General features: G+C 66.6%; 16 protein-coding genes. 8 read left to right on the top strand and 8 right to left on the bottom strand.

Features of this window, described 5'->3' with window-relative positions; translation table 11 throughout:
* Positions 1-132: 132 nt before the first annotated feature.
* The gene (locus EL272_RS14550; protein ID WP_126409509.1) at positions 133-867 is read right to left on the bottom strand and encodes a hypothetical protein; all 735 of its coding nucleotides are present in this window, start codon (positions 865-867) and stop codon (positions 133-135) included.
* A gap of 219 nt (positions 868-1,086) precedes the next feature.
* Positions 1,087-1,632: a hypothetical protein gene (locus EL272_RS15365; protein ID WP_014847964.1), complete on the bottom strand. Its 546-nt coding sequence runs from the start codon at positions 1,630-1,632 to the stop codon at positions 1,087-1,089.
* A 473-nt stretch (positions 1,633-2,105) separates the two neighbouring features.
* Here EL272_RS15365 and EL272_RS14540 point away from each other — a divergent pair, with 473 nt between their 5' ends.
* Complete coding sequence (locus EL272_RS14540) at positions 2,106-2,708, top strand: class I SAM-dependent methyltransferase (protein WP_061787501.1); 603 nt, start codon at positions 2,106-2,108, stop codon at positions 2,706-2,708.
* Here the strand turns inward: EL272_RS14540 and EL272_RS14535 are convergent.
* The gene (locus tag EL272_RS14535; RefSeq protein ID WP_110644235.1) at positions 2,698-3,384 is read right to left on the bottom strand and encodes an ArsR/SmtB family transcription factor; all 687 of its coding nucleotides are present in this window, start codon (positions 3,382-3,384) and stop codon (positions 2,698-2,700) included. The genes EL272_RS14540 and EL272_RS14535 overlap by 11 nt on opposite strands.
* A gap of 100 nt (positions 3,385-3,484) precedes the next feature.
* Between EL272_RS14535 and EL272_RS14530 the strand changes: the two genes are divergently transcribed.
* The gene (locus EL272_RS14530) at positions 3,485-4,828 is read left to right on the top strand and encodes an MFS transporter (RefSeq protein ID WP_061787503.1); all 1,344 of its coding nucleotides are present in this window, start codon (positions 3,485-3,487) and stop codon (positions 4,826-4,828) included.
* Positions 4,829-4,848: 20 nt separating this feature from the next.
* Here EL272_RS14530 and EL272_RS14525 read toward each other — a convergent pair whose 3' ends face one another.
* The 3 genes from EL272_RS14525 to EL272_RS14515 all read right to left on the bottom strand — a co-directional run bounded on the left by EL272_RS14525 (position 4,849) and on the right by EL272_RS14515 (position 8,823).
* Complete coding sequence (locus EL272_RS14525) at positions 4,849-5,736, bottom strand: fructose bisphosphate aldolase (RefSeq protein ID WP_061787504.1); 888 nt, start codon at positions 5,734-5,736, stop codon at positions 4,849-4,851.
* Between the two features lie 156 nt (positions 5,737-5,892).
* A complete protein-coding gene (locus tag EL272_RS15565; protein WP_061787505.1) occupies positions 5,893-7,248 on the bottom strand; it encodes a hypothetical protein in 1,356 nt (451 codons plus the stop codon).
* Positions 7,249-7,410: 162 nt separating this feature from the next.
* Entirely contained in the window at positions 7,411-8,823 is a 1,413-nt protein-coding gene (locus tag EL272_RS14515) for a PEP-utilizing enzyme (protein ID WP_061787506.1), read from the bottom strand.
* A gap of 148 nt (positions 8,824-8,971) precedes the next feature.
* Between EL272_RS14515 and EL272_RS14510 the strand changes: the two genes are divergently transcribed.
* The 5 genes from EL272_RS14510 to EL272_RS14490 all read left to right on the top strand — a co-directional run bounded on the left by EL272_RS14510 (position 8,972) and on the right by EL272_RS14490 (position 16,542).
* Positions 8,972-9,547, top strand: a complete 576-nt coding sequence (locus EL272_RS14510) for a TetR/AcrR family transcriptional regulator (protein WP_014847957.1) — start codon at positions 8,972-8,974, stop codon at positions 9,545-9,547.
* Positions 9,544-10,713 carry an MFS transporter gene (locus tag EL272_RS14505; protein ID WP_082793819.1) on the top strand — a complete coding sequence of 390 codons (1,170 nt, stop codon included), beginning with the start codon at positions 9,544-9,546 and terminating at the stop codon, positions 10,711-10,713. The genes EL272_RS14510 and EL272_RS14505 overlap by 4 nt, the downstream gene beginning before the upstream one ends.
* Complete coding sequence (locus EL272_RS14500) at positions 10,710-13,121, top strand: PEP/pyruvate-binding domain-containing protein (protein ID WP_061787507.1); 2,412 nt, start codon at positions 10,710-10,712, stop codon at positions 13,119-13,121. The genes EL272_RS14505 and EL272_RS14500 overlap by 4 nt, the downstream gene beginning before the upstream one ends.
* 306 nt (positions 13,122-13,427) lie before the next feature.
* Positions 13,428-15,986 (top strand): Ig-like domain-containing protein, encoded by a 2,559-nt coding sequence (locus EL272_RS14495; RefSeq protein WP_342352998.1) that lies wholly within the window; start codon positions 13,428-13,430, stop codon positions 15,984-15,986.
* 79 nt (positions 15,987-16,065) lie between these two features.
* On the top strand, positions 16,066-16,542 hold the full coding sequence (locus EL272_RS14490; protein ID WP_061787509.1) for an aminoacyl-tRNA deacylase: 477 nt from the start codon (positions 16,066-16,068) through the stop codon (positions 16,540-16,542).
* A gap of 200 nt (positions 16,543-16,742) precedes the next feature.
* Here the strand turns inward: EL272_RS14490 and EL272_RS14485 are convergent, their stop codons facing one another.
* Both EL272_RS14485 and EL272_RS14480 read right to left on the bottom strand, forming a co-directional pair.
* Entirely contained in the window at positions 16,743-17,726 is a 984-nt protein-coding gene (locus EL272_RS14485) for a CPBP family intramembrane glutamic endopeptidase (RefSeq protein WP_061787510.1), read from the bottom strand.
* Positions 17,727-17,857: 131 nt separating this feature from the next.
* Positions 17,858-19,129, bottom strand: a complete 1,272-nt coding sequence (locus EL272_RS14480; protein WP_073970020.1) for a sensor histidine kinase — start codon at positions 19,127-19,129, stop codon at positions 17,858-17,860.
* A 222-nt stretch (positions 19,130-19,351) separates the two neighbouring features.
* Between EL272_RS14480 and EL272_RS14475 the strand changes: the two genes are divergently transcribed.
* On the top strand, positions 19,352-20,035 hold the full coding sequence (locus EL272_RS14475) for a response regulator transcription factor (protein ID WP_061787712.1): 684 nt from the start codon (positions 19,352-19,354) through the stop codon (positions 20,033-20,035).
* Positions 20,036-20,086: the final 51 nt, after the last annotated feature.

Here is a 20,086-nt window from a genome sequence, read left to right as displayed (position 1 = left end):
GATTCCTTCCTCGCTCAATGCCGGCCCGTGGCCCGGGACGATGCGACGGATCGTCTCGTGCGCTGCTGGGCGGTTACTGGTTCATGGAGTCCCATGACGTCCTTGATGTCCCGTGGACCGGCGCGGGCGAGTCTACTTCCACTCCTCCAGGAATTTCATGCCGTTGTCCCCCAGCTGCTGGGGCGAGAGCGCCTTGGTCGTGCCCATTACCAGAAGGCGGTCATACTTCTTGTCGGTGATGCACGTCATCACCGTCGTCTTCTTGTTGTTCTTGAGGGAGATCTCCTGGGGGCCGCAGGTGAAATCGCCGACCTCGGCCGGATCCTTCAGTTTGCTGCGCACACTCTCGAACTTGTTGGGGGAGTCCGTGAAAACCATGATCTGAGTGCTGTCCGAGGAGTCGTAGAAACTGACTTCCTGGCTGGTTTTGCTGTAATTGAAGTCGCCGAACTTCTTGGGAAATTCCGGGGCGGTGGCGGGCCCAGTTGTCTTCGGGGCGGAACTCGTGGCCGTGGGGGTTGAGCTCGTTGCCGTGGGGGTTGAGCTCGTGGCCGTGGGGGGTGATGTGGGGGACGCGGTGGAATTGGAATTTTTGGTGATCAACCACCAGGCGCCCAGGCCCAGGGCGACCACGAGAACACAGATGAGCACCACCAGCACCATCCGGCTCTCCCCTCCGCCGGGTGGCTGCGGGGGCTGCGTGTACCCGGGCGTCCCGTAGGGCTGGGAGTAGCCCTGCTGCTGGGGGGGTAGATAACCCTGCGGCTGTTGGGAATAGCCCTGCTGGGGGTAGTTCTGTTGGGGTTGGCCTCCCCAGGGCGGCTGCGCGCCGGGCTGGTTCATGTTGGGGTAGGGATAGTTGGTCATGTACAGCTCCTCGCGAACCATGGTAGGAGAACCGGCGGGTCAGATGGGTGGGCGGGCTCGATAAATGCCGGTCCTACGCCGCTGCAACCGCACGCAGCATCCCCGGCCTCTGGGGTGGGTCACGGAAACCACGTCCAGCCCCGGCGCGACGGATCTGGCGATCTGACGCCCCGTCTTCCTGACTGGCGCCCAACCCTCGGGTTTTGTTGACGCAGTCTCCTACTTCCAGGCCTCGAGGAATTTCTGTCCTTCTGCCCCCAATTCTTGGGCGGAGGCGCTCTCGTTGGAACCGAGCTCAAGAACTCCACCGTACTTTTTGGTTATGCACATCATGAAGTACTTCTTCTTTTTCGTTTCCTTGTCCTCGTAGAAGCTCCGGCCACAGGTGAGCTGTCCAACCTCGGTCAGGTCCTCCATTTTTTTGCGTTCCACGTCGAAAAGGATTTCGAGCGCCAAGAATTGAGCCACAATCCGGTCGCCCGAAGAATTTTCATAAACGTTGCTTCTGTCAATGTTTTTAACGAAATTGTAGTCGCCGAACTGTTTGGGCAACTCCGGTGCAGTGGTGGGCGACGGGGTTGGTGTCGAGCTGGATCTTCTGGGCGTAGGGCTGGGGGAGGTGGTCGTCTTGCTGGGCTGCGTGTCTGTTGGGCTGGGGGAGGTGGTGGTTGGTGTGGGTGTGCTGGGGTCGGCTGGTTTGGTGTTGTTGGCGATGACCCACCAGGCCCCGAGACCCAAGGCGATCACCAGGATGCCGATGATCACGATGAGCAGGATGCGGTTTGTTCCTCCGCGGCCTCCGCCGGGTGGTTGTGGTGGCTGTCCGTAGCCGGGGGCGTAGGGCTGTTGGTAGCCGGGTTGGGTGTAGGGCTGCTGATGGCCCGGTTGTCCATATCCCTGAGGTTGTTGGGGGGATGGCTGTGGTGGTTGTCCGGGTCCTTGGGGTTGTTGGGGGGATGGCTGTGGTGGTTGCCCGGGTCCTTGGGGTTGCTGGGGGTACGGCTGGGACGGCTGCTGTGGATATCCCTGCTGGGGCTGTGGCCCCTGGTTCGGTTTGGCCTCCCAGGGCGACTGCCCGCCGGGCTGATTCATATTGTTCGCTGAAGGGTGATCGTTCATGTGTGGCCTCCTAGCGGACATAGTATGAGAGCCAGGAGTTCACGCGGAGGAGCGATCCATCGACTAGGCCCTCAACGCGAGGCTGGGCTTTGCCGGGCGGGCGGACGTAGTTTTGGGTGATGCCGACCACCTCACGCCGCTGGAACCACAACATCCACTACCACGGCGTGATCCTCAGGGAGATATCCAAAGGAGCCCGGACCGCCCTCGACGTCGGCTGCGGCAATGGGCTGCTGACCCGGGAGTTGCAACGGGTCGTACCCGAGGTTGTGGGAATCGACGCCGATGAGCGGGTTCTGGACCAGGCGCGTCGGGACTGCGGAGACGTCGATTGGGTGTCCGGAGATTTCCTGACCCATGATTTCGGCCGTCGTTTCGACGTGGTGGCTTCGGTGGCCGTGCTGCACCACATCCCCGACCTCCGGGCGGGCCTGAGGCGGTTGGCCGCGCTGACCGCCCCGGGCGGGGTCCTGGCGATCGTCGGTTTGGCACGGGCGACGAGACTCAGGGACCGACTGATCCACGTCCCGGGTCTGTTCCAGCACTGGTGGTTCTCGGCGCGGTACGGCTTCTGGGAGCACGCGGCCCCGACGGTGTGGCCACCGCCCCACGACTACACCACAATCCGGCGGGTGGCCGCCGAACTCCTGCCCGGGATGGTGTGGCGGCGCCTCCCGTTGTGGCGCTACTCCCTGATCTGGCACCGTCCCGTCACGACGTGAGATCAATGCCGCAACCGGTGAACTCTGCCTCTCCCCGTTCCGTCAGACGGACCGCCCGGGTGGTTCCGACCCGGGTGATCCAGCCGCGCTCCAGGAACAGCCCGCACAGCCGCGTCCCGAGAGGCCCGGCCAGGTGGAGGCGGCGTTCGGTCGCATCCATGCAGGAGTTCGCCGCCAGGGAACCCAGCCCGGTTTCCCACGAGTCGAGGAGATCACGGCCGGCCTCCGTGGGCCGCCAGGTGGCGTCGATCAGGTCCTGTCCGCGCAGCTGGTCGGCGAGCCCGACCCCGAGTCGTCCCGCGAGGTGCCGGTAGCAGGTGCGGCCCTCCCGGAACCGGGCCTCGTCGGAGGACGCCCGCAGGCTCCGGGGCGTGGGCAGGAGGGTGCCGGAGAGGACCCCGAGGTCCTCGATGACCCGCGCCACGTGTTCACCGGCGAGGGTGACGTAGCGGTGACGGCCCTGGCGTTTCTCGGTGGCGATGCCCCGGGCGACGAGAACGTCGACGTGTTCGCTGGCGGTGGAGCGGGCCAGGCCCGCGTACCGGGCGAGCTCGCCGACGGTCCAGGCCCGGTTCGTCATCAGCGCGGTGCACATCGCGGCGCGCGACGGATCCCCCAACGCGGCGGCGACCAGGGAGATCTCCGGCATTCTCTCGGGAAACGAACGATCGGGCACCCTTCCATTCTCGCCGCCCCGGGTTCGGCGCGCACCGAATCATCCGGGCGTGACCATGGTTGCCGAACTCTGATGACCGGGACTGAACGAGGAGGCCTGGATGGTGCGCGACAACAGGCGGACGGCGACGGCCGCGGTGCTGCTCGGTTTCTTCGTCGTCATGCTCGACGTCACCGTCGTCAACGTGGCCCTCGGCGGCATCGGCGCCGACCTGCGGATCGGGATCGGGACGCTGCAATGGGTCGTCGACGCCTACACGCTCGTGCTCGCGGCCCTGCTGCTCGCCGCCGGGGTTGCCTGCGACCGCATCGGCGCCCGGAAGGTCTACCTGATCGGCCTGCTGGGGTTCGGGGTCCTGTCCTTCGCCTGCGCGATGGCGCCTACCGGCGGGACGCTGGTGGCGGCCCGGGCCGTGCAGGGAGTGGGAGCGGCGGCCGTCGTGCCCGGGTCGCTGACGCTACTGGGCGCCATCCACCCCGACCCTGCCGCGCGGGCACGGGCGATCGGCCTGTGGGGCGGAGCCGGGGGAGTGGCCGCCGCCGTCGGGCCGATCCTCGGCGGGATGCTGGTGACCGCGGTCGGGTGGCGGTCGGTGTTCTGGATCAACCTTCCGGTGATCGCCGTGGCCGTTCTGCTCACCGTCGGGGCCATCGACGGGACGCGCGGGGCCGCACCCCGGGGCCTGGACCTGTTCGGCCCGGGGCTCTCAGCGCTCGGGCTCGCCGCGGGAACCTGGGCGGTGATCTCGGCGGGCGAACACGGCTGGGGGATCCCGCAGCTCGCGGCGGTGGCCGTCGGCGCTGGGCTGTTGACTGGTTTCGTCGCCGTGGAACGTCGCGTTCCCGAACCGATGCTGCCCCCCGGCCTGTTCGCCGGGCGGGGTTTCACGGTGGCCGTGACGGTCGGGTTCTGCCTGAATGTGAGTTTCTTCGGCCAGCTCTTCGTGCTGTCCCTGTTCTTCCAGCGAACCCTGGGTTTCGACGCCTGGGACGCGGGTCTCGCGCTCGCCCCACAGGCCTGCAGCGCGGTTGTCGCCGCCCCGCTCGGGGGCAGGGCGGCCGCCCGGTTCGGGGCTTTTCCGGCGATGTTGACGGGGCTGGTCCTCGGGGCCGCGGGGTTCGCCGGAACCGCGTTCATCGGCCCCGGCACGGCGCCCCTGGTCGTCTCCGGCGTCACCTTCGCCGCGGGGTTCGGAATGGCCTTCGCGATGCCCGCCGCGACCGCCGCAGCGGTCTCGGCCGTCCCGGACGAACTCGCGGGAACGGCCGGAGGGGTCGTGAACGCGGCGCGGCAGACCGGCAGCGTCGTCGGAGTCGCCGTCCTGGGTGGCGTGGTCGCGGCCGATGCCTCCCCGTCCGGTTTCCGCGTCGCGCTGCTGCTGGCAGCCGGGATCTTCATCGCGGCCGCGGCCCTGGTGGCCGCGGCCGCACGTGACCCGGCCTGACCCCCTCGGGACGGGGTTCCTCAGGTGATGCTGGCCGCGTAGATCTCCGCTATGGAGGCTGCGAGCGTGGAGTCGAACTCCTCCTTGGTCTGGTCGTCGCGCAGGCCCGCGAGCAGGGCGCGGGAGAAGCTGGCGATGAGACCGGGGTTGCGTGCCAGGTGCTCGTCGGCCTCCTCGCGGCTGTAGCCGCCGGACAGCGCCACCACCCGCGCCACCCGCGGGTGGGCGATGAGACCGGAGTACAGGCCGTCGACGGTGGGGATGGTCAGTTTCAGCATGACCTCGCGGCCCTCGGGCAGGGCGTCGATGTGCCCGGTGAGGTCCTTGAGGAGCAGCTGCTCGGCCTCGGCCTTGTCCGGGGCGTGGATGTCCACCTCGGGTTCGATGATCGGCACCAGACCCGCGTCGAGGATCCGCTGCGCGACCTCGAACTGCTGGTCGACGATGGTTCGTACCCCCTCGGGGTCGGCGCGGAGGATCACCGAACGCATCTTGGTGCCGAAAATGTTGGCCTGCACGGCCCGCGCGAGCAGCTCGTCGAGGCCGGGCATCGGTTTCATGACGCGGACACCGTTCTCCTCGTCGGCCAAGCCCTTGTCCACCTTGAGGAAGGGGACGATGCCCTTGACCTCCCACAGGTAGTCGGCGCTCGGGCGGCCCTCGATCTGCGAGTCCATGGTGCGTTCGAAGAGGATCGAGGCCAGGATGTGCCGGGAGTCGAAGGCCGGGCTGGTGATCACCCGGGTGCGCATGGCGTGGACCAGGTCGAACATCTCCTCCTCAGTGGAGTAGCGTTCCGGCCCGATGCCGTAGCCCTCCAGTGCGCGTGGGGTGGAGCCGCCGGACTGGTCGAGGGCGGCGACGAATCCCTGGCCGTTGCGCATCCGGTCCATTTGCTGAGTGTTCATGGCGTCTCCTCGGTGTAGTTGTGCATGTCGGCTGCGATGACCGAACGGCCCGCGGCGACGCGGGTCCGGTTAATGAATTCGATGTTAATAGTTTTCACGAGGGGCACAAGAAGCGGGGATTTCCGCGGCCGGAGCCCGGGATCCGTGTGCGGCCCATCAGGGTTCGGATGTGAGTCCGTCCAGCGAAACGGGTGTTTCGTTGTTGTCCTCCCGCAGCGTCTTGGTCTCTTTGGCCTCGAGTTGCCGGGCGCGGCGGCGGGCGGTCAGTTTCTTGATGTGCGCGTGATGGTTCTCCAGGACGAGGTCCTGCCGGTCCGCCTGGTCCACCAGGGCCTTGAGGATATCGTCGAACCGCAGGAGCATCAGGTCCTCCGCGACCTCCACCTGGCGCCGCCTAAGCAGGCGTTGTGCCACCTCGGACAACGCCCGCTGGAGGACGGGGATGATCTCCAGCAGCAGGAATACCGTTCCCACCGCCCCGGCCATCAGCCCGCGGGTCTTCGCGACGTTCCACCTCCAGGGGGGACGTTTCCTGAACGGCAGTTTCTTCGCCACCTGCTTCGCGGCGTCCTCGTCGGTGAGCAGCTCGTCCAGGCCCTCGATGGGTTCGCTGCTGAGGAGGGCCACCAGCAGCCGGAACGGGAGCTGCGGGCGGGGTGAGAACGGCCAGTCGACCGCTTCGGGGGCGACGGGCAGGTCCGCCAGGAGGGCGTCCACCTGTGTTTCGATCTGCTGGCCCTTCGGTAGGGCGCGCAGCTTCTTGAAGATGGCTTTCTCGATGTCCCGCGAGGTGTTGGCCGTCATGAAGGCGGAGTCCGGGATCGAGACCACGAACGCCTGCAGATCCACCTCCTGGGTGTCGGCGCTCAGCTTCCGGAACTGTTCGAACAGCGGCGACAGGGGATTCTTCTGGTCGGTCAGCAGCAGCTGGAGGAAGTAGGCCGCGACGTTCTCGGTCAGCTCGCCGCCGGCGTTGGATCGTTTCCTGAGCAGGCGGGCGGTTCGCCAGTACATCCAGACCAGTCCGAGGCCGTAGTACATCGCGCCGTCGTGCAGGCAGGTCCTGAACAGGTCAACGATGTCCTCGGCCAGGCGCGCAAGTTCCTTGTCGCTCAGGGATCCGGCCTGTGCGGTCCGGTGCTTGAAGAGTTTGATCCGGTTCCGGAAGGACCGTTCCTCCCGCTGCCAGCGGGCCGGGTCGTGCCGCAGGACCTTGAACAGCAGCCGGGGGGCGTGGAAGAACACGCCGGGTTTGAGACGGAAGGGTGAGGGTTTGTCCGCGGCCGCCTTCTTCGCGACCATCGGGTCCGCGTTGGGGTCGGTTCTGGCGTTCAGGTTGGACATCAGGTCGGCCGGTTTCAGGTCGAGGTCGATGCCCGCCGAGCCCACCAGGCCGGTGATGACCTCGGTGACGGTGGTGACGGCGAACTCGTCCAACGGGTACATCACCCAGTCGTCGTCCTGGCCTGGGAGGAGGCTCCTCGGGTCCAGTGACCCGTTGGGGTTCGTCATGGCGTTGATGATCGTTCCTCCCAGCTACCCGTTACCGCTTCCCATTGTGTCAAACCTGCGGGGTGCGCTTGTGTTTTCTGGCTGTTTGCCTGCGCTGTAGTGCTGGCGTCCGGCGGGAGGGCTGGCGTTCACGTCGGTAGGGCAGTTTTCGGTGGCCTTCGTCTAGGACATCCCCGTTTGTGGGTTCCCCTGCCCGGATGGCGAGAAGAGCTTGGCCAGCGAGACGGGGGTCGCGTTGCCGTCCTCCTCCCCGATTTCCGCGGCATTCGCCTGCTTGGCCTGGCGTTCAGCCATTTTCTCTTGGTGCTCCGCGCGGCGTCGGGCGACGAGTTCGTGCTGCGGTTCCCGGCCCAGCAGGCTCTTCGAGATCTCGTCGAACTTGAGGAGGACGAGGTCCTCAGGCGTAGCCACCCTGCGATGTTCCAGCATGCGCCGCGCCACCTCGTCGAATGCCTGGTGGAAGACCGGGACGATCTCCAGCAGCAGGAAGACCGTCCCGACCGCGCCGGTGAGTGTCCGCTGGGTTTTCGTTACGAGCCGGTTCCAGCGCGGGCGTTTCCTGAGCGGTAGTTTCTTCGCCACCCGTTTCGCGACATTCGTTCCGCGGGACGAGCCGTCCAGTCCGTCGACGGGTTCGCTGCTCAGGGCGATGACCAGCAGCCGTGGCGGGAGTTTCATCCGGGGGGAGAACGACCAGTCGAGCTGTTCGAGGGGAACGGGAAGATCGGAGAGGAAAGCGTCGATCCGCGATTCGAACCTGCGGCCCTTGGGTAGGGTGCGCAGTTTCTCGAGGATCAGGTTCTCGAGGTCCGCCGGGTTCTGGGTCTTCAGCAAGTCGGTTTCCGGGATTTCCTCCAAGCGTTCCGGCAGGTGAAGGTGCTGGGCGTCCTCGTTCAGTTCCTGGTATTGCCTGAACAGGGACGACAGGCGGCTCCTGCGTTCGGCCAGCAACTGCAGATAGTAGGTCAGGATGTTGTCCGCCAGGTCGTCGGAGGCATCGGGCCGTTTCCTGAGCAGGCGGTTGGTTCTCCAGTTCGTCCAGGCCAGACCTAGGCCGTAGTACGTCGCGCCGTCGCGCAGGCATTCCTGGAACAGGCCGGTGATGTCGCCGACCAGAGCCAGCAGGTCCTCGTCGCTCAGGGATCCGGCTTGCGCGGCCCGGTGCTGGAGGCGACCGAGCCGGTTCCGGAGGGAACGTTCCTCCCATCGCCAGCGATTCGGGTTGTGCCGCAGGATCTTCAACAGCAGCCGGGGGGCGCGGTGGATCACGCCGGGTTTGAGGCGCAAGGGAGAGGACTCCTTTGCCGCCGCCTCATCCGCAACAGCCGGGTCCGCGTCGGTCTCGGCACCCCAGTTCGCGATCAGGTCGGCCGGGTCCAGGTCGAGGCTGATGCCCGCCGAGCCCACCAGGTCGGTGATGACCTCGGTGACGGTGGTGATGGCGAACTCATCCAGTGGGTACATCACCCAGTCGTCGTTCTGGCCTGGGAGGAGGCTCCTCGGGTTCAGCGACCTCTCGGGGTTCGTCGTGGCGTTGATGCTCGCTCCTCCTCCCTGCCCGTTGCCGCTTTCCATTGTTTCAAACCTGCGGGGTTCGCTTGTCTTGTGGTCGTTTGCCTGCGCTGTAGCGCTGGCGTTCGACGGAAAGGCTGGCGTCGTTCACCCCAGAACCTGACCGTGGTCATATATTGACCACGGTCAGGTTCTGGTCTAGCGTGGACCCATGAGCGATCGAGTGAGCCGCAGGCGCGCCAGGACCCGGGAGAGGATCTTCACCGAGGCCATGCGACTGTTCGCCGAGCGGGGATTCGACGCCGTCACCGTCGCCGACATAACCGAGGCCGCAGACATCGGCAAGGGCACCTTCTTCACGCATTTCCCCAGCAAACGCGACGTCTTCCGGTACCTGGGGGAGCAGGTGGTCCGGGTCGTCCTCGACGCGGATGTGGGCGACGGCACCGCTGAGGAACGCCTCCGGCGGATGCTCGACGCCGCCGCCGACTGGCTGGAGGCCCACCCCGAACCGGCCCGGCAGATGGTCAAGGCGCGGTCCTTCAACCTCTCCCTCGACCTCGGTTCGGAGAATCAGAAACGCTTCAACGCGGCCGTCGCGGACATCCTCGCCGCGGGTCGCAGCAGCGGCGAACTGCGCGACGACGTGCCCCTCGGGGCCGCCGCCCTGGCCGTGCAGTGCGGCTACTACGCGTGCGTGATGACGTGGGCCGCGCACCCCGACGGGGAAACCCTGCGCGACCGGTTGGCCACCTCCCTCGACATCATCCTGAACGGGCTGAAGTGACCTGTCCCACGACGAACCGCCGCGCCCTGCTGACCGCGGCGGGCGCGGGCATGGCGGTCTCCGCCATGATGCAGACCCTCCTGGGCAATGCGACCCCCCGGATCGTCGACGAACTGGCCGCGCCGGAGCTGTACGGCTGGGTCGCCGGCAGCTACCTCGTGTGCTCCACCCTCCTGCTGCCGCCGTTCTCCCAGTACACCGACCGCCTGGGAACTCGCCGCGTCCTGGTGGCGGGGCACGCCTGCTTCCTGACCGGCACCCTGCTGATGTCCTGGGCACCCACCATGCCGCTGCTGCTGGCGGCCAGGGCCGTCCAGGGCGTCGGCGCGGCCGCCATCACTCCCGCAGTGCTCGCCGCCCTGGGACTGAGCCTCGACGCATCCTCCCGCGCCCGCGCGCTCTCCCGGCTGGCGATCATCCAGCTGGTCGCGAACCTGATCGGCCCGCCGCTGGGCGGCTGGTTCACCGACGGGCCCGGGTGGCGCCTCGGGGTGCTGACCGGGGTACCGCTGTCGCTGGTCGCGCTGCTCGCGGCCCGGAGCTTCCCCGCCGCCACCCCACCCGGGGGCTGGTGGCGCATCACGGTGCGCGGATCGTCGCCGCGCGGCGCCGGCCCCGGGGCACTGGTGTGGCTCGCGGCCCTGTCCGGGGTGATCTCGATCGGCGCGATCACCTACGCGCCGCTGGCCCTGCAGACCCTCCACGGCGTCGACGCCACCACCACCGGCTGGTTCCTCATCCCCATGCTCCTCGGGATCGGGGCGGGAACCTTCGCCTCCGGGCGGTGCGCCCCGAGCACGTGGGCGCGTCCCCTCGGCTGGGTCCTGGGGTTTTCCGGGGCGGCCCTGGCGGCCTTCCCCCAGCTCGTCGTCTTCCTGGTGGGCATCACCCTGCTGGGGGTGGGTGTCGGCCTGGTGCTGCCCCTGCTGCTCCTCGACGCGCAGGCAACCGCATCCGAGGAGCGCATGGCGCGGGCCAGCGGAATGGTGCAGTTCGGCCGCAACGCCGGTGCGGCCGCCGGGATCCCCGCCCTGAGCCTGTGGATCATCTCCGGACTCGCTGCGGGCCCCGCCCTGACCGGTTTGTTCGCCACACTGGCCGTCCTCGCCGCCCTCGGGCTGGTGGTGTGGCTCACGCAGGGCGGCGTGAAGGAGAGGAAACGATGATCATCGGACTTGACCGGGTGCGCGCCACCGACATCCCCCTGGTGGGTGGCAAGGGGGCCAACCTCGGGGAACTGATCGCGGCGGGCCTTCCCGTCCCCGGCGGGTTCTGCGTCACCGCCGAGGCCTACCGGACCGCGATGACCCCACTTCGGGAGGAGATCGCCGGATTGCTGGAGACCGGGAACCACGACCGGCTGCGGGAACTCGTCGCGGCCGCCCCGCTGCCCGACGGACTGGCCGACCGGATCCGTACCGCCGCGGGAAACCTCGACGGGCCGGTCGCGGTGCGTTCCTCGGCCACCGCCGAGGACCTCCCGGACGCGTCCTTCGCGGGTCAGCAGGAAACCTATCTGGGGGTGGCCGGCGGGGACGCCGTTGTCGAGGCGGTGCGCCGCTGCTGGGCGTCGCTGTGGAGCGACCGGGCCATCGCCTACCGCGACGAGCAGGGATTCACCCATGACGACGTCGCCCTGGCGGTCGTGGTGCAGCGCATGATCCCGGCCGACGCCGCAGGTGTTGCGTTCACCCTCGATCCGGTCACCGGGCGAAGAAGGGTGGTGATCGAATCCGCCTGGGGGCTCGGCGAGGCCGTCGTCTCGGGTGCGGTCACCCCCGACTCCTTCGCCGTCGAACGCGGCCGCATCGCCGAACGACACATCGGCGACAAACGCATCCGCATCGACATGACCGCCACCGGCGAAACCGCCACCACCGAACTCCCCGGCGAACAACGCGGCCGGGCATCCCTCACCGACCACGACGTGATCGCGGTGGCGCGGCTCGCCGAGCAGGTCGAGCACCACTACGGCCGGCCGATGGACGTCGAATGGGCCCTGGCCGGCGGGAAACCGTGGCTGCTCCAGGCCCGGCCCATCACCACCGCGGCCCCGGTGGGGCCGGATCGACGGGTGGGGCGGACAAGTCGCTTCATCCGCAATGACATCATCGAGCACTTTCCGTCGCCGTATCCTCTCGACCTGATGGTGACCCGGATCCTGGTGCGCTGCCTCGACGCCACCACCGGGTTCGCCGGGCTCCGGATGCGGCCCATCGACGGGCTCGTCGAGATGGATGCCGACGGCGCCGTCACCATCGGCCATCCCCGGATCTCGTGGTGGCGGCTGCCCACCGGGATCGTCCGGATCGCCCGGACCCCGTGGCGCGACCCGCGCGGCTGGGATACCGACACCGGCGCCAGGGTGCGACGGTTCACGGCCCGGCTGCGCGACCTGCCCGTCGCGACGCTGCCCGGCGCGGACATCGCCGAGGCTCTGACGGAGGCGTCCGGCCAGGTCGAGGCCATGGTGACCTCCCGTTTCGTCGAATACCTCGGCTTCCACGTCCTGCGCGGGGTCCGGCTCCGCGTCCTGCTGCGCCTGGCAAGGGTGAAAACCCGGCCGGAGGACCTCCTCGGCGACCTCGACTACGCCACCGTCGTCGTCGACCGGGAACTCGGCCGGCTCGTCGCAGCCATCCCCGAACCGGTGCGGCGGCTGCTGGCGCAGGACCCCATCGACGTCGACGCCGTCACCCAGCAGGACCCCGAGTGGTGGGGGAGGGCCGAGGACTTCCTCGCGAGGCACGGGGCCCGCACCACCCGCATGTACCAGCCGTTCTCCAGCCGATCGTGGCGCGACGACCTCCCCGCCTTCCTCGGAACGGTCGCGATGATGGCACACACCGAGCGGCGCGAACCAGTCGCCGCGCGCCCCCACACCGACCTGATGGCCGAGGCCACCGGCCGGCTGCCCCGGTTCCTGCGTCGCCGGTTTCTGCGCCTCGTCGACGACTACCGCGCCGGTCATGTCACGCGGGAAGCCGGGGTGGTGGACTTCGAGGAGCTGGGGGAGCAGATGCGCCGCCTGGCCCTCGAGGCGGGACACAGGATGGTGGCGGCCGGGCTGCTGGCCGAGCCGGGGGAGGTGGTGCTGCTCGGTTTCGATGAGCTGCTGGGCTGGCTGCGAGGCGAACCGGTGGACGTCGCGGGGATCGTTGAGCGGCGCCGCCGCGCCCGGCACCGCGCCCTGGCGGCGTGGCAGCCGGAACGCGACCCCGTGAAACCGGGGAGCGGCATGACCGGGGTGGCGGCCAGCCCCGGGATCACCTCGGGGCCGGTGCGGGTCATCTCCGGCCCGGCCGAGTTCAAACGCCTGCGGCCCGGCGACGTTCTGGTCTGCCAGGCCACGGACCCCGCCTGGACCCCGCTGTTCGCCTCCGCCTCCGCGGTGGTCGCGGAAACCGGGGGACTGCTGTCGCACGCCGCCATCGTCGCCCGCGAATACGGCATCCCCGCGGTGCTCGGGGTCCTCGAGGTCACCACCCGCCTCCACGACGGCCAGGTCGTCACGGTCGACGGAAGCGCGGGACGGGTGCGAACGGAAGAAACACCCCGCTCCGTTGCCCGCTGAAACCGGGGACAGCGGTCGGTCGTCTCCACGGTTTCCCGCAGCGCCCCGGCGGTGGGTGATCCTTCTCCCGGGAGTATTCCTGAGGAAAACTCCCGGAGAACCAGTGGCAGCGCTCCGGGAACGGGACGGAACGGGCGTAGGGAAAGACAACGGCATGAACGCGGCTTGAAAGGGTGTTTCTGCATCCTTCTGCTTTTGGTCTATGTTTTCCGTCCAAATCGCACTCACTTTGGATAATTCCCGAAATGCGAAGTGGTAACCGGGTTGTAATGTGACGTATACTCCCCGAGTCAATTGAGGAGGGGCATGTTCAGGAGAAGTGGAGCTAGAGGGGGGAGGAAGCCGCTTGCGGTTTTCCTTGCGATCCTGATTGCCGTGGCTGGCCTCATGGTAATTAATCCCGCGGCGAGGGCGGCCGAGGTGAGCGCCATTGATTCGGGAAGCATCCGTGTCACGAAAACCGATCAGGGCGATTCCACGATCTACATGTACAGCAACGTCCGGGTGGATGCGAACTGGAGCATCCCGGACGGCACCGGGCACGCCGGCGACACATTCAAAATGGGTCTGCCCGAGGAACTCGGCGGCATCGTGGGCAGTTTTGAGCTGAAGGGCAAAGAGGGGGATCCGCTGGTCTATGGCACCTGCCAGGTTGCCAGAGCCGAAGTGGTCTGCACCCTCAACGCCACCGTGGAGGGCAAGAACAACGTCGGCGGTTCACTGTGGGTGCGCGCCCAGGTGATCAAAGTCACCGAGGCCGACAAGTTCGTCTTCACCCTCCGTGGCAACGTCAAGGTCGATGTTCCGCTTCCGAACGGGCAGAAGGGCATCGGCTACAACCCCAAACTTCCCACGGACATCGAGAAGAGCGGCTGGTTCGCCAGCGGCGATCCGAAAGGTATTCGCTGGAACATCGTGGTTCCCGGCGCCAAGATCGCCGATCGCTCCCGGACGGTGATCACCGACACCTATGGGGTTCAGGGCACCAAGCTGACCCTCCAGCGGGACAGCATGCAGATCTTCTGGATCCCCAACACCCCGAAGTGCTGGACCGAAATCACCAGCCCGGAGTGCCGCCACAACCTGGATTCCTCGACTACCCCGTCGGTAAACATCGCCCACGACGAAAACAAGGACGTACTTAAGGTCACCGTCGACAACAAGGGTCAGAACTTCCAGGCCGACCGGATCTATGTGCTCAACATGACCGTGAAAACCGACACCAAGATCATCAACGGATCACGGTTCACCAACACCGTGACCGTGGATGGCGAAAAGCGCACGTCCACCGCCGTGAAGAGCGCCTCGGGTGGTGGTACTGGTTCTGGTGACACGGTTGGGCACATCGGTGTGAAGAAAGCCGTTGTGAATGGCAATGTTCCCGGTGACACCGTGTTCCCGGTGACCTGGACCTATGAATACGATGGCGAAACCTACACGGGCGAACTGGCGCTCGGGGCTGATGGGACCGTGGAGACTTTGAACAATGTTCCCAACGGTGTGGTTGTTACCCTGACTGAGAGGGTGCCGGTGGTGGCCGGGTTTGATTTTGGTGATCCGGTGTTCTCCGGTGCCGGGGTGAGCGATGGGATTCCGGACGCCAACAGTGCCCGGGTGAAGGTTGAGGGTATGAAGACCGTTGAGGTAACTCTCACCAACCCGGTGACCCCGGTGGTCAAACCGGTTCTGAGCAGGGTCGAGGTGACGCCGGGGGTGTGTGCTCCGGGTGCGTCGGAGCCGTCGGAGCCGACGGTTGAGGTTGGTCCTACTGATGGGATCACGTATTCGGTTCCGGAGTTCTCCAAGGCTGGGGATCAGGTGACGGTGAAGGTGACCGCGACGCCTGCTGCGGGTAGGGAGATCGATGATCAGAACCTGCCGGCGGGGTGGGTTGCCAATGGTGATGGTTCCTTCACTTTCACCACGACGGTCACGCAGCCGAGGTGTGTGACTCCCGTTGCTCCGAGGATTGATGTGGGCACCTGTCCGGCGGATTCGTTGACGCCGACGCCTCCTTCTGCGGTGTTTGATCCGGTGGAGGGTTTGGAGTTCTCCGAGCCCAAGATTGAGGTCAGGGATGGGAAGGTGACGGTCACGGCTACTGCTACGGCGAAGCCTGGTTTCCAGATTGGTGGTGTTCTGCCGGAGGGCTGGACCCGGGTTGATGAGACCACTGCGACCTTCACTGCCACCAGGGATCAGCCGGTGTGTCAGGCCAAGAAGGTGGTTCCGGTGGCGCCTGTGGTTTCGGCGAGTGTTTGTAGGGTTGGTTCCACCGCGCCTAGTGAGCCTGAGGTTACGTTGCCGACCACGGAGGGCATCGTTTATGCGGTGGCCAGTCGTGAGTTTGTGGGTGGGAAGTTCCGGTACACCGTTACTGCTGCTCCGGCTGGTGAGGTGTTCGTGATTGATGCCGACAGGCTTGGTGCGGGTTGGGGTGTTCCTGTGAATGGGGTTTCCACCTACACCGGTGAGGTTGATGTTCCTGCGTGTGTGACTCCGGTTGTTCCGAGGATTGATGTGGGTGTTTGTCCTGCGGATTCGTTGACGCCGACGGCTCCGAGTGCCTCGTTTGATCCGGTGGAGGGTTTGGAGTTTTCTGAGCCGAAGGTTGAGGTCAGGGATGGGAAGGTGACTGTTACGGCGACTGCTGTGGCGAAGCCGGGTTTCCAGATTGGTGGTGTTCTGCCTGAGGGTTGGACCCGGGTTGACGAAACCACCGCGGAGTTCTCTGCTACTAGGGATCAGCCGGTGTGTGACACGCCGACGCCGCCGGTTCCTCCGTCGGTGACTCCGACCCCGGCGCCGACGACCACCGTCACGCCGAGGCCGGTCAAACCGGGCCTGCCCAAGACCGGCGCCTGACCCCGGAGGACCACTGACTGGGCCCCGATCCCACGGAATCGGGGCCCAGTCCTCGCCCGCAGCGCCGTAGACTCGTCCCATGGATGACACCCCAGCGCTCAGGAGGCTCCGGGAACTCGGGGTGGAGCACACCGAGGTGCGGCACGGACCCGTCGGTTCGGTCGCGGAGGCGGCGGCGGTGCGTGGCATCGAGGTGCGTGACCTCGTGAAAACCATCGTCGTGCGGCGCGGCGCCGGCGACTACGTCTTCGTCCTGGTGCCGGGGGACCGCGAGTTCTCCTGGCCAAAGCTGCGAACCCTGCTCGGGGTCTCCCGCCTGTCGATGCCCGACGCCGCCGAGGCGAAACAGGTCACCGGATACGAACGGGGCACCATCACACCCTTCGGGGCCACCCATCCCTGGCCGGTGTTCGCCGATTCCTCCATCGTCGGCCGGTCCATCTCCATGGGAGGCGGGGCCCACGGGGTGGGGGTGAAACTCCAGGCCGACGACGCGATCGCGGCCCTCGACGCCACGGTCGCCGACCTGACCGCTCCGTCTTCCCACGCCGGCTGAGCCGGCCAGATCCATCGAGGCTTAATTCATGGCCCTCCCCAAGTGTGCGCTGACCAGGAGTTTTCCGACCGGCACACCGTCTGTGAATAAGCCTCATCGTTATGTTACGTGGAAAACTTTTGGTCATATCGTGAAAGGTTTTGTGCCGTACACGGCACAAAACCTTTCCGAATGACATAACGATTCCGTGGGGTGATTCTTCAGCCAGCGGCGGGAGTGCTGGGTTGGGAAGTGTTGTCCCGCTTGAGGATGATGGCGCCTGCGATGAAGAGGATCGCGACGACGGGCCAGCCTCCCCATCCGGTGAATGCGGCGGCGACGGGGTCGTAGGGGTGGTTGACGTCGTTGAGAGGCGCGAAGATGAGCAGCGCTGGCGCTATGGCGTTGATGGCGGCGTGGGCGGATGCTGCTGCCCAGACGGAGCCGCCCCAGTTCATGAGGAGCTGGATGGGGATGGTCAGGCCTGCGCAGGTGATGATGAACATGAAGACGCCGAGCTGGGGGTTGTCGGGGTAGTTGTGCCCGAGCAGGATGGCGGGGGCGTGCCACAGACCCCAGATGATGGCGGTCAGGGCGAGGGAGGCGGTGACGCCGAGGCGGTCGCGCAGGCGTGGGTAGAGCCAGGCATGCCAGCCGATCTCCTCACCCAGGGCTCCCACCATGCCGGCCAGGAACAGCATGGGGATGACTCCTGCGATTCGCGGCCAGAAGGCGTCCCACACCTGGGAAGTGGTGAGTCCGGTCTGCCCTGATGTTTCCAGGACCTCCTGGAATTCGGAGAGGTTCGTCAGGTCGAAGTGGTAGGTGCCCAGCAGGGCCGAGGAACCGAGGGAGGCGAGGATCAGGATGAAGGCGATGGGGATGGAGAGCAGTGACCAGAGGAGGGTTTTCCTCCAGACTCCCTTCAGGCTGATCTTGAGGGTGGAGAACAGGGGCTTCTTCTCGATGAAGCGGACCACCGCTGCTGCTGCCACCGCCGGGGTCCACATGAAGGTGGTGGAGAAGATTGTGCCGATGAGTGTTGTGGGTCCGGCGTTGAGCAGGAGCCCCGGGATGAACATCATCCATCCCAGGCCGAAGGCCAGGGCCGTGTAGATGATGATCGGTTTCCACGACCGGTCGACGGTGTTCTCGGCCGGCGTGGAGACCGACCGGATGGGTTGGGACATGAGGATTTTTGACATAGGGTTTCTCTTTCCTGTGAGAAGACTTCTGCTCACGTCGTGGAAGGTTTTGTGCCGTGTGCGGTACAAAACCTTTCCGAATGACATAACGACAGGAGACCGGGGATGGTCAGGGCAGGGGCCCGGGATGTTCAGGACTCGACGGGGAGTGTGATGTGCGCGGACGTCGGACCGCCGATCGGGCTCTGGATCGCCAGGACGCCGTCGAAGGCCGCCAGGCGTCGTTCGATTCCGCGCAGACCGGTGCCGGTCTGGGGATCGGCCCCGCCCCGGCCGTCGTCGGTCACGCTGATCCGCAGTTCGCCGTTCTCGATCCGCAGGTCGATGTCGACCCGGTTCGCGCCGGAGTGTTTCACCACGTTGCCCAGCAGTTCGGAGACCGCGAAGTAGGCAGCCGACTCCAGCGCCGGGCCCACCCGCTCGGGAATCTCGACGTTCACCTCCGCGGGTATCGCACAGTCCGCCGCCAAGGCCCTCACGGCGTCGCCCAACCCACGGTCGGCCAGCACCGGAGGATGGATTCCGCGCACCAGGTCACGCAGCTCGCCAAGCGCCGTGGCGGAGGCGTTCTTGGCCTCGGTCAGCAACGCCTCGGCGGCCTCCGGGTTGCTGCGCATCATCGCCTGAGCGGTATTGATGGTCATGCCCATTGCCACCAAACGAGCCTGGGTGCCGTCGTGGAGGTCGCGTTCGATGCGGCGCAGCTCGGCCGCGGAGGAGTCGCGGGTCTCCCGCCGGGTCTGCGACAAAGCGGCCATCCGGGTGCGTTTGGTAGGGCCCAGCGCCCACCGGACGAAACGGTTGTGCAGTTTCACCCACCAGGGCGCGAGGAGCAGCCCGGCGAGCAGGATCAGCAGGCCGGGAATGGGCATGAAGGGCGCGGTGGCGTCATTCACGGGGACGAACAGGTAGAGACCACCGTTGTGCCAGTTCTTTACGAACGGTTCCCAGATGATGGGGAGCGCCAACCCCAACAGTCCGCTGATGACAATGGCCATGCCGAGACACGCGAGCACCACGGAAACGTACAGGTCCATGAACAGCCAGGCGAAGTCGCGCCAGGTTCCGGGGTCCTTCAACAGCCACACGGCCTCGTCGAACCGGCCCCTGAAACCTGGCCCGGCCGGTGGCAGCGGCAGGTACGGGGACTCGACCCGGATCCCCGACCACTGATAGGCCATGCGGCGTTTCCAGTCGGCCAGTGACCGCAGCGCCTTCACCGCGACGGGCACCAGCAGGATTCCGATGCCGAGTGGGATCAGGGCGGCGGCCATCCAGATCGCGAAGAACAGTGCGATCGACACCGGCCACAGGGTCAGCAGCAGAAGGCACCGGCCGAGGGCTCGCAAGCTCGAACCGATGACCGATCTGCGTGAGGCCGGTGCGCTGAGGTGGGTGTTCATGTCATCTCCTTGACTCTCTGATGCCCACAATCCTGCTGGCGTCCGGCCCGGAAAACAGTGGTGAAAATACCACTTTTCAGAATGGTCCGAACCGGGCTGCGACGGAGAAGCTGCCCGTGTCGAAACCATCTGATGATTGGGCTGCACACCCGGCCTCGGGAAACACCCTGCCCCGCGTAGCCTCGTGTGGGATGGCAGACTCCTTCCCGGAGGTGATGAGTGGTGCGTGTGTTGATTGCCGAGGACCAGTTTCTGCTGCGCGACGGTCTCAGCCGGATGCTGCAGGCGCTGGGCAATGAGGTTGTCGCGGTCCTGCAGACCGCTTCCGAGCTGCGCAGGGCGCTGCTGACCGAGGACGTGGACGTCGCCATCGTGGACGTGCGACTACCCCCGACGTTCACCGACGAGGGACTGCGAATCGCGATCGAGGCCCGCAAGAAACGCCCCGGGCTGCCGGTGCTGGTGCTCTCGCAGTACGTCGAAACCCTCTACGCCCGCGAACTCATGGAGGACAGGCGCGGCGGAGTGGGCTACCTCCTCAAGGACCGCGTGCTTGGCGGTGAGCAGTTCCTCGACGCCGTGCAGCAGGTGGCGGCCGGGGGCACCTGCCTCGACCCGGAGGTCGTAGCCCGGATCCTCGGACGCCGCACGGGACGTCCCCCACTCGACCGACTCACCCCGAGGGAGATCGAGACCCTGACCCACATGGCGCAGGGCAAGACGAACGCCGCGATCGCCAAAGCGATGTTCGTCACCGAGAAGGCCGTCGCCAAGAACGTGAACAACATCTTCGGCAAGCTCCAACTGGCGCCATCCGGCGACGACAACCGTCGCGTCATCGCCGTGCTGCAATACCTGGAGGCATCAGACCCCGACACGTCCCCGCAGCCTCAGGTGGCTGGCTGAGCGGGAGAACCCCGAGGTGGACACACGCCTTGCGCGGTGAAGGGTGGGCCG

It is taken from the genome of Arachnia propionica, assembly GCF_900637725.1.
In the GTDB taxonomy this organism is placed as follows: Bacteria; Actinomycetota; Actinomycetes; order Propionibacteriales; family Propionibacteriaceae; genus Arachnia; species Arachnia propionica.
Note: the sequence above shows the minus strand (reverse complement) of the source record. Positions and strands in the feature narration are given on the sequence as shown.

What these genes read in the sequence shown, in the direction of transcription:
- EL272_RS14550 (WP_126409509.1), bottom strand. Translation starts at nt 867, where the DNA reads ATGACCAACTATCCCTACCCCAACATGAACCAGCCCGGCGCGCAGCCG.
- EL272_RS14540 (WP_061787501.1), top strand. Translation starts at nt 2,106, where the DNA reads ATGCCGACCACCTCACGCCGCTGGAACCACAACATCCACTACCACGGC.
- EL272_RS14530 (WP_061787503.1), top strand. Translation starts at nt 3,485, where the DNA reads ATGGTGCGCGACAACAGGCGGACGGCGACGGCCGCGGTGCTGCTCGGT.
- EL272_RS14525 (WP_061787504.1), bottom strand. Translation starts at nt 5,736, where the DNA reads ATGAACACTCAGCAAATGGACCGGATGCGCAACGGCCAGGGATTCGTC.
- EL272_RS15565 (WP_061787505.1), bottom strand. Translation starts at nt 7,248, where the DNA reads ATGACGAACCCCAACGGGTCACTGGACCCGAGGAGCCTCCTCCCAGGC.
- EL272_RS14515 (WP_061787506.1), bottom strand. Translation starts at nt 8,823, where the DNA reads ATGGAAAGCGGCAACGGGCAGGGAGGAGGAGCGAGCATCAACGCCACG.
- EL272_RS14510 (WP_014847957.1), top strand. Translation starts at nt 8,972, where the DNA reads ATGAGCGATCGAGTGAGCCGCAGGCGCGCCAGGACCCGGGAGAGGATC.
- EL272_RS14500 (WP_061787507.1), top strand. Translation starts at nt 10,710, where the DNA reads ATGATCATCGGACTTGACCGGGTGCGCGCCACCGACATCCCCCTGGTG.
- EL272_RS14495 (WP_342352998.1), top strand. Translation starts at nt 13,428, where the DNA reads ATGTTCAGGAGAAGTGGAGCTAGAGGGGGGAGGAAGCCGCTTGCGGTT.
- EL272_RS14490 (WP_061787509.1), top strand. Translation starts at nt 16,066, where the DNA reads ATGGATGACACCCCAGCGCTCAGGAGGCTCCGGGAACTCGGGGTGGAG.
- EL272_RS14485 (WP_061787510.1), bottom strand. Translation starts at nt 17,726, where the DNA reads ATGTCAAAAATCCTCATGTCCCAACCCATCCGGTCGGTCTCCACGCCG.
- EL272_RS14480 (WP_073970020.1), bottom strand. Translation starts at nt 19,129, where the DNA reads ATGAACACCCACCTCAGCGCACCGGCCTCACGCAGATCGGTCATCGGT.